13 protein-coding genes are annotated in these 14,839 nt (G+C 55.4%); 3 read left to right on the forward strand and 10 right to left on the reverse strand.

Annotated features, from left to right (window positions below):
• Positions 1-46 precede the first annotated feature (46 nt).
• Positions 47-1,384, forward strand: a complete 1,338-nt coding sequence (locus tag ABU190_RS24710) for an aspartate aminotransferase family protein (RefSeq protein WP_354692627.1) — start codon at positions 47-49, stop codon at positions 1,382-1,384.
• A gap of 571 nt (positions 1,385-1,955) precedes the next feature.
• Here the strand turns inward: ABU190_RS24710 and ABU190_RS24715 are convergent.
• From ABU190_RS24715 to ABU190_RS24735, 5 genes are all read right to left on the reverse strand, one after another.
• The gene (locus ABU190_RS24715) at positions 1,956-2,660 is read right to left on the reverse strand and encodes an ABC transporter ATP-binding protein (RefSeq protein ID WP_354692628.1); all 705 of its coding nucleotides are present in this window, start codon (positions 2,658-2,660) and stop codon (positions 1,956-1,958) included.
• Complete coding sequence (locus ABU190_RS24720; RefSeq protein ID WP_079497970.1) at positions 2,647-3,483, reverse strand: ABC transporter ATP-binding protein; 837 nt, start codon at positions 3,481-3,483, stop codon at positions 2,647-2,649. The genes ABU190_RS24715 and ABU190_RS24720 overlap by 14 nt, the downstream gene beginning before the upstream one ends.
• Positions 3,476-4,309, reverse strand: a complete 834-nt coding sequence (locus tag ABU190_RS24725) for an ABC transporter permease (protein WP_354692629.1) — start codon at positions 4,307-4,309, stop codon at positions 3,476-3,478. The genes ABU190_RS24720 and ABU190_RS24725 overlap by 8 nt, the downstream gene beginning before the upstream one ends.
• Positions 4,309-5,331 (reverse strand): ABC transporter permease, encoded by a 1,023-nt coding sequence (locus ABU190_RS24730; protein ID WP_354692630.1) that lies wholly within the window; start codon positions 5,329-5,331, stop codon positions 4,309-4,311. Before ABU190_RS24730 ends, ABU190_RS24725 begins: the two co-directional genes overlap by 1 nt.
• Before the next feature lie 78 nt (positions 5,332-5,409).
• Positions 5,410-6,978: an ABC transporter substrate-binding protein gene (locus ABU190_RS24735; protein ID WP_354692631.1), complete on the reverse strand. Its 1,569-nt coding sequence runs from the start codon at positions 6,976-6,978 to the stop codon at positions 5,410-5,412.
• Between the two features lie 407 nt (positions 6,979-7,385).
• Here ABU190_RS24735 and ABU190_RS24740 point away from each other — a divergent pair, with 407 nt between their 5' ends.
• Positions 7,386-7,538 (forward strand): Hok/Gef family protein, encoded by a 153-nt coding sequence (locus ABU190_RS24740; protein WP_071193916.1) that lies wholly within the window; start codon positions 7,386-7,388, stop codon positions 7,536-7,538.
• Positions 7,539-7,609: 71 nt separating this feature from the next.
• On the opposite strand, the gene ABU190_RS24745 is transcribed toward ABU190_RS24740, so the two are convergent.
• Genes ABU190_RS24745 through ABU190_RS24760 form a run of 4 tightly spaced genes read right to left on the reverse strand, consistent with a single transcriptional unit; the run spans position 7,610 to position 12,374 of the window.
• A complete protein-coding gene (locus ABU190_RS24745) occupies positions 7,610-9,121 on the reverse strand; it encodes an FGGY-family carbohydrate kinase (protein WP_354692632.1) in 1,512 nt (503 codons plus the stop codon).
• A 32-nt stretch (positions 9,122-9,153) separates the two neighbouring features.
• On the reverse strand, positions 9,154-10,572 hold the full coding sequence (locus ABU190_RS24750) for an L-fucose/L-arabinose isomerase family protein (RefSeq protein ID WP_354692633.1): 1,419 nt from the start codon (positions 10,570-10,572) through the stop codon (positions 9,154-9,156).
• A gap of 34 nt (positions 10,573-10,606) precedes the next feature.
• Positions 10,607-11,551 carry a transketolase C-terminal domain-containing protein gene (locus tag ABU190_RS24755; RefSeq protein WP_354692634.1) on the reverse strand — a complete coding sequence of 315 codons (945 nt, stop codon included), beginning with the start codon at positions 11,549-11,551 and terminating at the stop codon, positions 10,607-10,609.
• On the reverse strand, positions 11,544-12,374 hold the full coding sequence (locus ABU190_RS24760) for a transketolase (protein ID WP_354692635.1): 831 nt from the start codon (positions 12,372-12,374) through the stop codon (positions 11,544-11,546). Before ABU190_RS24760 ends, ABU190_RS24755 begins: the two co-directional genes overlap by 8 nt.
• 316 nt (positions 12,375-12,690) lie before the next feature.
• Here ABU190_RS24760 and ABU190_RS24765 point away from each other — a divergent pair, with 316 nt between their 5' ends.
• On the forward strand, positions 12,691-13,644 hold the full coding sequence (locus tag ABU190_RS24765; RefSeq protein ID WP_041852201.1) for a sugar-binding transcriptional regulator: 954 nt from the start codon (positions 12,691-12,693) through the stop codon (positions 13,642-13,644).
• Between the two features lie 105 nt (positions 13,645-13,749).
• Here ABU190_RS24765 and ABU190_RS24770 read toward each other — a convergent pair whose 3' ends face one another.
• A complete protein-coding gene (locus tag ABU190_RS24770) occupies positions 13,750-14,838 on the reverse strand; it encodes an ABC transporter permease (protein WP_193795440.1) in 1,089 nt (362 codons plus the stop codon).
• Between the last annotated feature and the right edge of the window lies 1 nt (position 14,839).

The following is a 14,839-nucleotide window of genomic DNA, read 5'->3' on the forward strand; positions in this document are numbered from 1 at the left end:
GCGCCGCATGATGGAATCAACAACAACGGTATGAAAGGAGCAGGGTATGAAACTGGCACTTCAGAGCGAGATGGCGATAACCAACGATGATGTACGTCAGCTAGACCGTTCGTATGTGTTCCATTCATGGTCGATGCAAGGCAACCTCAATCCGCTGGTGATCGCCGGTGCACAAGGGTGCGAATTGTGGGATTACGATGGCAATACGTATCTGGATTTCAGTAGCCAACTGGTAAACGTCAATATCGGTTATCAGCATCCGCGTGTTCTGGCGGCGATGAAGGCACAACTGGAATCATTGGCCACTATCGCGCCGGCGACGGCAAACCTCGCACGCGGCGAAGCGGCAAAACGGATTGTTGATCTGGCACCCGAAGGCTTTAGCAAAGTGTTCTTTACGAACGCCGGGGCCGACGCCAACGAAAACGCCATGCGTATGGCGCGTATGTATACCGGGCGTGACAAGATTTTTTCTGCCTACCGTTCTTACCACGGGAATACCGGTAGCGCCATAGTGGCCACGGGCGATCCCCGCCGCATTCCGAATGAATATGCCCGTGGACACGTTCACTTCTTTAACCCGTACCTGTATCGCAGTGAGTTTAACGCCACGACCGAAGAAGAAGAGTGTCAGCGCGCGCTGGCGCATCTGCGCCGGATGATTGAGTGTGAAGGGCCGAATTCTGTTGCCGCTATTCTGCTGGAGTCCGTACCGGGTACAGCCGGGATTCTGGTGCCGCCAAAAGGCTATATGCAGGGCGTGCGCGCACTGGCAGATGAGTTCGGCATTGTGCTGATTGTCGATGAAGTGATGGCCGGTTTCGGTCGCACAGGTAGCTGGTTTGCGTTCGAGCAGGATGGCATTGTTCCCGATCTCATCACCTTCGCAAAAGGTGTTAATGCGGGTTACGTACCGGCGGGCGGCGTCATTATTTCCGAAAAAATCTCACATTACTTTGACGACCACTTCTTTGCAGGCGGCCTGACCTATTCCGGCCATCCGCTGGCGATGTCGGCCATTGTCGCCACGCTCGATGCGATGAAAGATGAAAAAGTGGTAGAAAACGCGGCAACGGTGGGGGACGGCGTGTTGCGCGCTGGCCTGACGTCGCTGGCGCAAAAACATGCGTTGATCGGTGATGTGCGTGGTCGTGGTATGTTCCAGGCGCTGGAGCTGGTCACCGACCGCGTAGCGAAAACGCCAGTAGCCGCAGCCGATATGGCGGCGATCAAAGGCGCGTTGCTCAACGCCGGGATTTTGCCTTTTGTCGCTGAAAACCGTATTCACGTGGTGCCGCCTTGCACTATGAGTGCCGCCGAAGTGCAAAAAGGGTTAGCGATTTTTGATGCCGTGCTTGGGCAGTTTGGCAGCCTGGCGAAGTGATAGCGTCACGCCTGAACATATTCTGAAAAGTGAATTTAACTGGATATAAATACAGTTTTTCTTTCGTGCGAAGGGAATGAAGAGGTTAGGATGCTCGCGGGTGCCTGAGGCTTTCTGAGCCAGGCATTTGCAGGGTTCAGAAAGGTGAAAGCCCCAGGAGATAGTGTTATCAACCTGAGGCTTACATCCCAACCCTCAACAAGTTGGATGTTAGTCTCTTTTTTGCACGGAGGCAACGACATGCTAACGAAGTACGCCCTGGTGGCGATCGTGGTGCGGTGCCTCTTGTAGAGGGACTCTGACCATTTTTTGAAAGTTCGAAATCGGAACATCAGGCGTTTTCGCTGCAGCCAGTTTTGACACGGACAGCGCGCAACAACCGGAGCGTACACGAAGTACGTGAGGATTGTGAGCACTGCCCTGGTCAAAACTGGCAAAGAAGATAGCCTGATGTTTTGATTTAAGGCGAGTCTCGCGAACAATCGAAGAAGTAGCTAACCTGAATTGCGGGGAGCAATCCCCGCAAATCATCTTGTCAGGTGGGATCCTCACGCACCCAAACCCTTTTCACTTAGCTCATGCGGTGTTCGCCACGAACCAGCGCATCCCGGTCAAAAAAGCGCTCGACTTTGCCGTTCGCCATAAAAGCAGCCCGGTCTGACATATGCGCGATGACATCGGCATCGTGGCTAACCAACAGATAACTCATATTGTGCTGGTCTTTCAGACGGTTCAGTAAGTTGAGTATTTCTGCCTGGATCGACATATCCAGCGCTGAGGTTGGCTCATCAAGCAGAAGAATCTGTGGTCGCAACAGCAATGCCCGGGCGATCGCCACACGCTGACGCTGACCACCTGAGAGTTGATGTGGGTAGCGTCTGGCAGCATCCGCAGGCAGCCCCACCTCTTCCAGTGCCGTGCTGACGCGCTGGTCTACCGCTTTCTCACGGTGAATCTGTAGCGGTTCTGCGAGAGTACGATACAGCGTATGGTTGGGATGCAGTGAAGCGTACGGATCCTGAAAAACCATTTGTACGTTGCGTCGCAATGCCCCTTGATAACGCGTGCCCGCTTTTATCTCTGAGCCGAAGAGTGACATTTCACCACGCCAGTCACGCTGCAGCCCTGCCAGTACGCGCATCAGGGTGGATTTACCGCAGCCTGATGCGCCAATCAGGCTAAATGTCTCGCCCTCTTCGAGGCTAAAACTGGCATCACGGACGACGGTTTTTTCCCCGAAGCTTACTTCCAGATGGCGAATTTCAGCGATGACCATGGTCTGACTCCGTAAAGATTTGGCTGCGATCAAGTGTCGGGAGCATTTGTCCATAGGTCTGCGCCTGTGGTCGACAGGTCCACAGCGTGCGCGTGTAAGGATGCGTGGCATTGGGAAGTTCGCTGGCGGTCATTTCATCCACCTTTTGCCCCTGGTACATCACCAGCACGCGATGACAGTGCTGCGCGACCAGCGGTAAATCGTGACTGATAAGCAGCATGGCCATTTGCCGCTGCTCACACTGCGCCACCAGCAGTTCAAGGATTTGATTGCGCAGGCGCGCGTCGAGCGCTGAGGTCGGTTCATCCGCTATCAGCACCTGTGGGTCGTTAACCAGCGCGATGGCGATCATCACACGCTGGCCCATACCACCGGAAAGCTCTCCAGGGTAGCGTTGCAACACCGCAGGTTCCAGCTCCACGGCGCGCAATGCCTCGTTTATTTTTTCCAGCCGCTGTTTGCGGTTCAGGCGCTGATGAAGCGTCAGGGCTTCGTCCAGTTGTGCCTGCACAGTTTGGACTGGATTAAGCGCATAGCGCGGGTCTTGTAGTACCATCGCAATGCCATTGCCACGCAGGGCGCGCCACGCTTTATTCTCCATGGTCAGTAAATCATGCCCGGATACGCTCAGCTCACTGGCGCTAACCTTGCCGGGTTTACGTACCAGCCCCATCAGGGCACGGGCGGTCATTGATTTACCGGAGCCAGATTCGCCCACCAGCGCGAGGCGTTCATTGCCCAACGTGAAACTCAGGTTATTGACCACGCGGGCGCCGGGATAATCAACATTAAGACCCGATACGATAATGCGTTTTTCAGTCATGTTGTGGCTCCAGTACATCGCGCAGGCCATCGCCCAGCAGGTTAAACGCAAGACTCGCCAGTAAAATGACCGCGCCAGGGGCTGCGGCAATCCACCATTGATCGAAGATAACTTGCATACCATCGGCGATCATGGCGCCCCATTCCGCCATCGGTGGACGAGCCCCGAGCCCCAGAAAACCCAGCCCGGCGGCGGCAAGGATAATGCCCGCCAGGTCCAGAGCCAGACGCACAATCGCGGATGGCAGGCAGAGTGGCAGAATATGCCCCAGTAACAGCCGCCAGCCGCGAATTCCCATCATCTCAGCCGCTGCCAGGTAATCGCTGTGACGAAGTCGCTGGATCTCGCTACGTGCCTGACGCGCATAGGCAGGCCAGGTGGTCAGCGCGAGGGCGAGTGCGCCATTAACGAGGCCCGGGCCAAGCATGGCGACAAACGCGAACGCGAGGATGAGACGCGGCATGGACATGACCACATCGGTAAAACGCATCAGAACGCGTTCCAGCCAGCCACCGTAATAGCCAGACAAAATACCGACCAGCAGACCGGCAGGCAGCGTAATGAGGGTGACCAGGGCCACCAGCCCCAGCGCCGGACGCGTGCCATAAATGAGTCGTGACAGCAAATCACGGCCATAGCTGTCGGTTCCCAGCCAGTGTGCAGCCGAGGGCGCCTGTAAGCGCGATGCGGCATCCTGCCAGTTGGGGTCTTGCGGTGCCAGCCACGGTGCCAGAATGGCAACCAGCAGGAGTAACACCACAATAATCAATCCGCTAAAACCCGCAGGCGAATGGCGCAGACGGCGTAAAAAGAGAGTCGTCAGCATTAGCGAATCCTCGGGTCAGTGAGCCGTACCAGCATATCGGCGAGGTTATTTATCAGGACAAAGCACACACCGATAACCAGTGTGCCGCCCATAATCGCCGTGGTGTCACCGGCAAACAGCGCGGTCGTGAGATAGCGGCCAATACCCGGCCAGGAAAAGACGGTCTCTGTCAGCACCGCGCCTTCCAGCATGCTGGTATAGGACAGCGCGACCACGGTCAGGAGCGTGCCGCGAATATTTGGCAGGACATGGCGCAGCATGATTGTCATCTCGCCAGCCCCCTTTGCGCGTGCCAGCAAGATATACTCTTTATTCATTTCGCCAAGGCAGGCCGAGCGGGTTAGTCGCGTAATGCTGGCCAGAGAATAGTAAGCAAGCAGGGTGACCGGAAGTACCATATGGCTAAGGGCATTTCTGAATGCCTGACTGTCACCGGAAAGCCAGGTATCGATAAGCACAAAGCCGGTCTGCGGGGTGACAGTGTACTGATAAATATCATCCAGCCTGCCGGGGCCAGCGCTCCATTGCAGGTTCGCGTAGAACAGCGCCAGCATTAACAGACCGAGCCAGAAGATAGGGACAGAGTTACCAAGCAGGGTAAAAGTGCGCACGGCCAGATCCAGCGGGGAACCGGCAAAACGGGCACATAATACGCCCGCGAGAATACCCAACGCGGTACCGATAACCAATGCCAGGGTAGCCAGCTCCAGCGTGGCAGGAAAGGCGGAGAGCAGATCCTGCAAGACGGGCTGTCCGGTGGCGCTGGCGGTGCCTAAATCACCGTGAGACAGGTTGAGTAAATAGTGCCAGAACTGCACGGGCAGCGGTTGATCCAGCCCGAGTTGGTGGCGGACCTGTTCGTAGGTCGACTGGCTGGCATGGTCACCGACGATTTGCAGCACACGGTCAACGGGAGAGAGTGCCGAGAGTGAAAAGGTAACCAGTAACAGACCAAATAACGTCAGGGCGAGGGTTATCAGGGTCTGGATAACCCGTAACAGCCTGGGTGAGATGTGGGACATGACTAACTCTTAATGGCATCGTTCTTTAATGATGCCCCTCTCTCGCAGTGAGAGAGGGGCAACGGCGCAATCGCTAACTTACTTGGTTACGCGGTCATACCACACCATATCGGCATTTAAACCTTGCTGGTAGCCTTTCACATTATCACGTACCACGATTTGCGTTTTCCCTTGATCAACAAAGATATAAGGGGATTTATGCTGCAACTCTTGCTGCATTTTTTTGTAGAGCTCCAGACGTTTGGCGGCATCCGGTTCGGCAACGGCCGCGAGCGTGGCTTTGCTTAATTCAGGGATCTGCCAGCCATTCAATCCGGCAACCGTACTGGATTTCCCGTCATTATAGGCGAAGGCGCTGGCGTTGGAGTGGGCGTCAAAATAATCGGGGATCCACAGACGAATCGCCGCCTGATGCTGTTTGGCACGCACGCGGGCATAGACCTGGCTACCCGCAGCGGGTAACAGATCTACCTTCACGCCGCCCTGAGCAAAACTGGCTTGCATAGACTGGGCGATGGTAATGAACGGTGGTTTGTTTTCGACGTCCAGGGTGAAGTGCGCATCTTTAATGCCCGCTTTGGCGAGGATCTCTTTTGCTTTCGCCGGGTCGAATTTAAACGGGTTATCTTCCAGCGCGCCTGGCAGGCCGACTGGCAGGAAACTCTGGTGGACAAAATATTGCCCTTTCAGCAGATCTTTGGTGATGCCCTCGTAATCGACCAGCCAGCGTGCCGCCTCCCAGAATGCGGGATTGTTCAGCAACGGGTTCGCGCTGTTACCGGCGTTAAAGACCAAATAGTTCTGCTCAGCAGACGGAATACTCAGCACCTTAATGCCTTTCTTATCTGTCAGCGCGCTAATCTGATCTGCACCGAGATCGCGCGCCACATCGGCATCGCCCTGTTGAATTAACAGACGGCGGGAAGCCGGGTCCGGCACGTTTTTAATAATGATATTTTTCAGTTTGGGCGCGCCGCCAGGCGAAGTGGGGTTGGCGTCCAGTACGATAGCCTGATGCGGTTGATAAACGCGCATTTTGTACGCGCCGCTGCCCGCAGAGTGCAGTTTTAGCCAGGCGTTACCAAAATCATTGTCTTTGACGTTCGCGCTGACCAGCTTCTCATCTACGATTGAGGCGATAGGCGTGGAGAGAATATTCAGTGCCACTGCCGGGCTGACATCCGCCGTCCAGTGCAACTGGATCGTATGATCGTCGATTTTCTTTAACTGGCTGGCGATATTGTCCGGTTCCCAGCCCAGGACGTTAAGAATAAAGGCCGGGGATTTGTTCATGGTGACCGCGCGGGTATAGGAGAAAATCACATCCTCAGGGCGCAGCGGGTTACCGGAAGCAAACTTCGCGTCACTTTTCAGTTTGATGGTCAGGGTTTTGGCGGCCGCATCGGGCTGCCAGCTTTCTGCCAACACCGGGTTAATCTTTTCAGGGTTCTCACGATCCGGCTGGACCAGGCGCTCGTACAGGCTTGGAACGGTCTGGATACTGGAAAGCTCATTGGCCTCTGCCGGATCCAGGCTGACAATATCGTCCAGACCTTGTGCAACAACCAGGGTATCTGGCGGCGTTGCCGCATAGCTGGTGGCAGAGAGCAGCGTCATGATGACGAGAGGCAGCAGTTTTTTGGTCATATGAGATCCCTGTAAAGTTAATTTAGTGTCATTATTTTGTATCGCTAAAGTAGGCTGCTTCCGATTTTTCTTAAAGTTTAAATTCGTCTTTATTTATGCGCTTAAGGCATAAGCCAGATTATTTGGCTATGAAAATGGAGCCAAACAAAGATGAAAAAGCGGTGGGATTTTTAGCGTTTTTATGTTTTCTGAAAAATTGCGTTTAACTGGATATAAATACAGTTTTTCTTTCGTGCGAAGGGAATGAAGAGGTTAGGATGCTCGCGGGTGCCTGAGGCTTTCTGAGTCAGGCATTTGCAGGGTTCAGAAAGGTGAAAGCCCCAGGAGATAGTGTTATCAACCTGAGGCTTATCATCCAACCCTCGACAAGTTGGATGTTAGTCTCTTTTTTGCACGGAGGCAACGACATGCTAACGAAGTACGCCCTGGTGGCGATCGTGGTGCTGTGTATGACTGCACTGGGTTTCACGCTGTTAGTACGCGACTCGCTTTGCGAGATGAGCTACAGGCAACGTGGTATTGAGTTTAAAGCTGTTCTCGCTTACGAACCGAAGAAGTAGCTAACCTGAATTGCGGGGAGCAATCCCCGCAAATCATCTTGTCAGGTGGGATCCTCACGCACCCAAACTCTTTAGCCTGCCTGCGTTTTTTGTGTGCGGGCAAGCTGTACTGCGCTTTGCCAGTCATGCCAGCGTTTTTGCAATCTGTCGTGACGCTGTTCATCCGGTGTGAACGTCGCATGTTCGGGAAGATACTGGCGAAGCTGTTCTGTATCGATCTGCAACAGTGCCTTTCGTGCCAGCAGTGCCGCTCCCATAGCTGATAGCTCCGGGACGTCGCTGCGCATCACCGGGCAACCGAGCAGGTCGGCCTGATATTGCATCAGCCAGTCGTTCCTGGTAGGGCCGCCATCGACCATCAGCGCTTTTAAGGCGAAATCGCCGTGCTGGCGCATGGCAACCACCACGTCGGCAATCTGGTAGGTGATCGACTCCAGCGCAGCGCGAACCAGATGCGCGCGCTTGACGCCACGGCTCAGGCCATGAATCAGACCACGCGCATCTTCGTCCCACCAGGGGGCGCCGAGGCCCGTCAGTGCCGGAACAAAATAGACGCCGAGTGTTGATTCCACTGAGGCCGGTAGCGTATTCAGCGCTTGCGCCAGTTCCGCTTCCGGCAGCTCGCTTAAGCCTGTACTTTCCGCCATCCATGCCACTGCATCGCCAGTATGAGGAATGTTGCCTTCCAGCCCGTACACCAGCCGTTCACCATCATGCCACGCTACGGTGGTCGCCAGTGATTTCACGTCACACTGAGCGGAGACCACCGGAGCCATTACCGATGACCCCGTGCCGTAGGTCGCTTTCACACACCCGGCGGCGCCAAGTCCGTGGGCGAACAACGCGGCGTGCGAATCGCCGATCATCGCCAGCACCGGGATACCCTCCGGGATGGCGTTCAGCCCTTTGGTGTAGCCAAACAATCCACTGGAGGGGCGAATTTCCGGTAGCGCCTGACGGGGGATCTGGAAGAGTGTGAGCATCTCCGCGTCCCAGTCGGCGGTATTAAGATTCAGTAACTGTGTGCGCGAGGCATTCGAGTAGTCGCAGCAAAATGACTCGCCCGCCGTCAGGTGCCAGAGCAGCCAGCTATCTATTGTGCCAAGACAAATTTCACCTTGTTCCGCCAGCCCCCGACCATTGGGCAGCGAATTTAACAGCCAGCGCATTTTGGATGCGGAAAACAGCGGGGCGACGGGCAGCCCCGTCACCGCTTTAATTTTAGCGTCCTGACCTTGCTCGCGCAGAGCATGGCAAAAATCTGCCGTACGTGAACATTGCCAGGTTATGGCCGGACCTAACGGCAACCCGCTTGCGCGATACCAACCAATGGCCGTTTCCCGCTGATTGCTGATCGCCAGCGCCGCTACGCGCTCGGGGCCAACCTGCGCAATCACCTCGCTTATTACCGCCAGTGACGCCTGCAATAGCGCTTCGCCAGACTGCTCTACCCAGCCCTCGCGGGGTGTCTGGATGGTCAACGGGCGCGCGCTTTTCGCCACCACATTGCCCTGAGCATCCAGCGCGACGGCTTTGGCGTTCGTTGTCCCTTCATCAAGCGCGATGACAATATCTTTCGACATGGTATTTCTCCATCAGGCCCATGCGCACTGCATTACTGGTGCAGGTAAGTATCAACGCCGAGATAGCGAGTGAAGGCTTCATGCAGGATGGTGCCACTGGCCGCGTGGTTCATCGCCACGTGGTGCTCAAAACCGTTACGGCAAATATAGGTGAGCAACGCTTCCAGATGCGGAACCTGAATGACTGCGCGACAACCGACAGTATCCAGCGGATCGTCGACGGATTTGCCTTCGCCCACGTAGGCTTTGATTTCACCGGTCAAATCGTCAGTGCTCAGACGGAAATAGGTGAGGGGGCCGGATTTCAGGCGGCCATGCACCGCGCCACAGGTGTTCTCTTTACCCACGGTCGTACCGATGATGTCCGCGGTGCCCATATGCGGGGTTTCCAGGCTGGCGGCCGCGAAGTTACCGCAGTGAAACAGCACGCATTTATCGCGATCGTCGCCAAAGTTGTTGTTCCAGTCAGCAATCGAGGCCGGGCTCATATTGGCGCTTGCCAGTGCGTACATAGAAAGCGCGCCCATCACGTCGACTTCACAGGCTGACGGCATCAGTTGACCGGACATCACGCTCATGATGGAGCAGACGTTAATGCCCAGGTTTTCCTGCAACGAGGTCCAGCACTGAATGGCCGTGGTGTCGATATCGTTGGCGATAACCCATTCGCTGATTACCACAAACAGCTTCGCCATGGTGACCAGTTTGTCCGCGGCGATACCGCTGGCGTCGGCGTTGTCAATGAGCAGACGGCGTTTCTCATCAACGCGGATATCGTCATCACGCAGCAATTTGATACGGGTGAAGACTTCGGACAGATCCAGGGTTTCCACTGCAATGCCCAGGCGTTCGAGCAGTTTTTCGCTGTAACGTACGGTGTTGAAACCGGCCGGACGTGCGCCGATGGCCCCCACGCGAACGCCACGCATGCTGCTCACCACGCGACAAATTTGTTCAAAACGTTTCAGATCCTGCTCGAAAATCTCGCCGCTCAGGGCGCAAACGTGCTGTGTTGTCAGGGTGAACGGGATGCCGTACTGGCGCAGGTTGTTGCACAGGGAGATCTTGCCGCAGAAGCTATCGCGGCGCGTCGCCAGCCCCATCTTATCCAGATTGTCCTCTTCCGCCTGGACCAGCACCGGGACGTTCAAGCCGGACAGGCGCAGGGTTTCCGCCACCGCTTTTTCATCGCCGAAGTTTGGCAGAAGCACAACCACGCCGTGAATTTCATCACGGTGGGCGCGGAACAGTTCGGCACAGGTTTTGGCATCCTGGCGGGTTTCAACACCGCCGAGCTCGGTCTGGGTCTCATCGAGCATAATGGTTTTAATGCCCAGGCGGCCAAACAGGGCGACCGCCTGTTCACGGGCTTCTGCCACCAGGTAGCTTGGGAAAAATCCGCGGTTACCAATAATCACCGCCATGGTCAGTTGTTGAGGAATTCGGGACATTGCTCTCTCTCCAGTAAGTTGTTCTTTATTATTGTTATTGCCGTGTCAGCAGTTCTCGGGCGTTTTTCACCACACCTGCGGCATCAATCTCATGGCGTGCGCGGGTGGAGGCCCGATCGGCGGCGATCGCATATTGACCATCAGGGATACCGAGGCGGCGCAGCGGGATGCCGTATCCGGCTTCTGCCAGTACTTCGGCGACCAGGCTGCCCACGCCGCCGTTGATGTTGTGCTCTTCAACGCTGACGACCGCTTTACAGGTGTTCAGTGCGGCCAGTAATTGCGAGGTATTACACGGACGAATAGACGGTACACTGATAACACAGGCCTCAATACCGCCTTCTGCCAGTTGTGTGGCGGCGGCGACAATTTCATGGACTGTCGATCCCATCGCCACCAGCGCAATGTCTTTCCCTTCGCGCAGCACATCAATGTCACCCGGTTTGAACTGATAACCTTCATCGTGCAGCTCCGGCAACGCTTTACCGTCAAGGCGGATATAGACCGGGCCGACGTGGTCCAGCGCATAGTCAATTATTTGACGGCATTCAACAGGGCAGGAAGGGGCGTAAATTTCGATGTTGCCAAAACCACGCAATACGGAAATATCGTCGATGCTATGGTGCGTACTGGCCAGCGGGCCATAGCTGGCACCGGCATTCAGGCCAAACAGCTTCACGTTGGTGTTGTTGTAGCAAATATCTACTTTGATCTGTTCGTTAGCACGCGAGATCAAAAATGGCGCGGCATTACAGGTCACCGCAACTTTGCCGCCAATGGCAAGCCCTGCAGCGGCTCCCACCAGCGTTTGCTCGGCGATACCGACATTCACCAGGCGGCCCGGGAATTTCTTCATAAACGGTGAGATCTTGGCCGTGGAGGTGGAGTCTGCCACCACCGGCACCAGGTCTATCCCGCGGTCAACCGCGTCGATAAACGCATTCACCATCACCGTTGCGAGATGTTCGCTATTACTCATCTTTCAGTTCCTCCAGCGCCAGTTCAACTTCTTCACCTTTCGGCACCCGGTGGTGCCATTCCGGGCGTCCCTGAATAAAAGAGATGCCAGCGCCTTTGGTGGTGTAAGCAATCACGACGTGCGGTTTCCCCGCAGGCTGCAATCCTTCCAGCGTCGCCACCACGTCAGCCATATCGTTACCTTGACACTCGGTAACCTGCATGCCAAAGGCGCGCCATTTTTCATCCAGCGGATCGGTGTTCATGATCTCTTTGGTTGGACCGGCCAGTTGAAGGCTGTTTTTATCGTTAATAATGATCAGGTTATCGAGCTGGTAATGGGCGGCGACCAGCGCGGCTTCCCAGTTACTGCCCTCCGCCAGTTCACCATCACCGGTAACGACAAACACCCGGCGTTTGCTGTTGCTGCGTTTGGCCGCCAGCGCGATACCGACCGCAACGGGCAGGCCGTGGCCCAGTGCGCCGGTATTGAGTTCGATACCCGGCGTTTTATGTTTTACCGGATGGCCCGGCAGATGCGAATCGGGATGCTGATAGGTTGCCAGCCAGTCCACAGGGATAAATCCGGCTTCCGCCAGAATGCAGTAATACCCCCCCACCGCGTGACCTTTTGACTGGATGTAAATGTCGCGTTCATCGCTCTCTTTCAGTTCTGGCGAACAGTTCAGAATGCGGAAGTAGAGCGCAGTTAGCAGCTCAACCTGGGATAGGTCTGCGCCCGTGTGCCCACCAGCCGGGCTTTCGGCATTCAGCACGATGATGCGACGGCGTACGGCGCGTGCTTTTTTTTCAAGCTCCTCAACAGAGAGCGAAAACGGATTCATAGTCCACCTCTTGAATTTATAATCTACATTGAATAAATATTCAACCAGGATGAAAAAGAACAACTGCGCACCCTTTTGCGGTCGATCCCACAAGGTTAAACGTCAGGTTGTGATTGCTTTGAATATATATTCACTACTGATTTATTATTCATGAGTAAAGATATGCCTTGTCCGGAGGTTTGTCTACGCCTTGTGCAAGCAAATTTGGAAGAAAGGAGAATAGGATCACATTTGGATCCTCCCGCCCGGTATTGCGCAGCTTGTTATCTATTCGGGTATGAATAAAAATGACAGGAGAGAATTGAAGGGGAAACCAATGTCAAAGCAGGATGAGCAGCGTTTGCTGGTGAAGATCGCCACGCTTTATTACAACGAGAACAAAAAGCAGTCAGAGATTGCCTCGCTGTTGAACTTGTCGCAGTCATTTGTCTCACGCGCACTGACGCGCTGTCAAAAAGAAGGGCTGGTGAAAATTACCGTGGTGCAGCCCACCAATATTTTTGTGTCGCTGGAAAAGGCCATTGAGCAACAGTATGGCATCCGTCAGGCAATTGTGGTGGATGTGGGGGAAAACGCCAGCAATGCGCAGATAAAACATGCCATTGGCAGCGCGGCGGCGCACTATGTGGAAACCCGCGTCCGCCCGGAAGACCTGGTGGGGATCTCTGCCTGGAGCAGTACCATTCGCTGCATGGTCGATGAAATGCACCCGCAAAATATCCGCGCCCAGGGTGTTATTCAGCTTCTTGGCGGGGTGGGGCCGAACGGCAACGTGCAGGCGACCATTCTGACTCAACAACTGGCGGAACATTTAGGCTGCCCGGCCTGGCTGCTGCCTTCGCAAAGTATTGAGCACTCGGTTGAAGAGCGCGCACGGCTGGTTAATAGCCCGGATGTGGCGGCGGTGGTGGCGAAATTTGCCGAGGTCGATGTGGCGATTGTCGGGATTGGCGAGCTGGAGCCGTCACAATTGTTGAAAAACTCCGGCAACTACTACAACGAAGATATGCTGCATTTGCTCTCCGAACGTGGCGCGGTAGGGGATATCTGCCTGCATTACTACGATGCGTCGGGGAAACCCGTTCTTACCCAGGAGGAGGATCCGGTCATTGGCATGGAGCTGGAGCAAATTCGCGCCTGCCAGCAGGTTATCGCGCTTGCGGGCGGGCCGGAAAAGCACAATGCGATTCGCGGCGCGTTGCAGGGGAATTACATCGATGTCCTGATCACGGATTACGCCACCGCGCGTAGTCTGGTAAGCCACGGCTGACCTGGGTTACGTCGCCTCCGGGAGTCCCGGGGGCGTTGCTCCATCAACTCCGGTGGTTTTATCGGTTATCTGAGGCCTGAGAAACCCAGGCCAAAACCGATAAAACTACTTACTTTCTATCACTGCTTTTTGCGCAATCACCGCCGCTTTTTGCTGCATACGGTTCTGCATCTGATCGATGATGACTGCAACGATAATCACGATACCTTTAATCACCATCTGCCAGAATTCACTCACGCCCATCATCACCAGCCCATCGGCGAGGAAGCCGATAACGAAGGCGCCGATCAGCGTCCCGAGCACGGTGCCGCGCCCGCCTGCCAGCGAGGTTCCGCCAAGCACCACCGCAGCGATGGCGTTCATTTCAAAGGCTGTACCGTTCGCTGGATGGCTCGCCAGTAACTGTGCCGACACCACGATCCCGGCCAGCGCTGCACAGAACCCGGAGATGGTGTAAACCCAGATTTTGACCTGTTTCACCTTCACGCCGGAAAGCTCTGCCGCACGCTCGTTATCGCCGATAGCATAAACGTGGCGGCCAAAGGGCAGGCGACGGGCGACATAGGCAATCACCACCGCCAGTACAATCATCAGCCAGATAGCCCACGGAATGCCAAACAGCGTACCGGCGCCAATCTCATCAAAGCCGGTATTGCCCAGCAACGGATTGCCGGAAAGCCCCGGAAAGGTTTGCCCATCTGAGGTGAGCATCGCGGCACCACGCAGGACATACATCGTACCGAGCGTGCAGATAAAGGGCGCGACGTTATAGCGGGTAATGATCCAGCCATTCACCGCGCCAATTAAGCCGCCGATCAGCAACACCAGCGGCACAATCACCCAGACGCTGGGGAAAATGGCGATACCAAACATCGGCAGCACAATCCCTTTGGTGATCATCCAGCCGGCTATCATCCCGCACAGGCCCAACGTTGCGCCAATCGACAAATCGATCCCGGCCGTGATGATGACAAACGTAATGCCCAGCGCCAGGAAGGCGTTGATGGCGATATGTTTAATCATGATCACCAGGCTGCCCGTCGAGAGGAAGCCGGGCACTGTGGCAGTAAAGAAACCAACAATCAGGAACAGTGCGATAAAGGTTCGCAGCTTTAACAGTAGAAGCAGAATGCTTTCGCGTGACAGCGATGCGCTTGCGCGCGGGGCCACCGCCACAGATTGTGTTGTTTTCATA

The sequence above is a fragment of the Phytobacter sp. RSE-02 genome (assembly GCF_040578655.1).
Taxonomy (GTDB): Bacteria; Pseudomonadota; Gammaproteobacteria; order Enterobacterales; family Enterobacteriaceae; genus Phytobacter; species Phytobacter diazotrophicus.

What these genes read in the sequence shown, in the direction of transcription:
- ABU190_RS24710 (WP_354692627.1), top strand. Translation starts at nt 47, where the DNA reads ATGAAACTGGCACTTCAGAGCGAGATGGCGATAACCAACGATGATGTA.
- ABU190_RS24715 (WP_354692628.1), bottom strand. Translation starts at nt 2,660, where the DNA reads ATGGTCATCGCTGAAATTCGCCATCTGGAAGTAAGCTTCGGGGAAAAA.
- ABU190_RS24720 (WP_079497970.1), bottom strand. Translation starts at nt 3,483, where the DNA reads ATGACTGAAAAACGCATTATCGTATCGGGTCTTAATGTTGATTATCCC.
- ABU190_RS24725 (WP_354692629.1), bottom strand. Translation starts at nt 4,309, where the DNA reads ATGCTGACGACTCTCTTTTTACGCCGTCTGCGCCATTCGCCTGCGGGT.
- ABU190_RS24730 (WP_354692630.1), bottom strand. Translation starts at nt 5,331, where the DNA reads ATGTCCCACATCTCACCCAGGCTGTTACGGGTTATCCAGACCCTGATA.
- ABU190_RS24735 (WP_354692631.1), bottom strand. Translation starts at nt 6,978, where the DNA reads ATGACCAAAAAACTGCTGCCTCTCGTCATCATGACGCTGCTCTCTGCC.
- ABU190_RS24740 (WP_071193916.1), top strand. Translation starts at nt 7,386, where the DNA reads ATGCTAACGAAGTACGCCCTGGTGGCGATCGTGGTGCTGTGTATGACT.
- ABU190_RS24745 (WP_354692632.1), bottom strand. Translation starts at nt 9,121, where the DNA reads ATGTCGAAAGATATTGTCATCGCGCTTGATGAAGGGACAACGAACGCC.
- ABU190_RS24750 (WP_354692633.1), bottom strand. Translation starts at nt 10,572, where the DNA reads ATGTCCCGAATTCCTCAACAACTGACCATGGCGGTGATTATTGGTAAC.
- ABU190_RS24755 (WP_354692634.1), bottom strand. Translation starts at nt 11,551, where the DNA reads ATGAGTAATAGCGAACATCTCGCAACGGTGATGGTGAATGCGTTTATC.
- ABU190_RS24760 (WP_354692635.1), bottom strand. Translation starts at nt 12,374, where the DNA reads ATGAATCCGTTTTCGCTCTCTGTTGAGGAGCTTGAAAAAAAAGCACGC.
- ABU190_RS24765 (WP_041852201.1), top strand. Translation starts at nt 12,691, where the DNA reads ATGTCAAAGCAGGATGAGCAGCGTTTGCTGGTGAAGATCGCCACGCTT.
- ABU190_RS24770 (WP_193795440.1), bottom strand. Translation starts at nt 14,838, where the DNA reads ATGAAAACAACACAATCTGTGGCGGTGGCCCCGCGCGCAAGCGCATCG.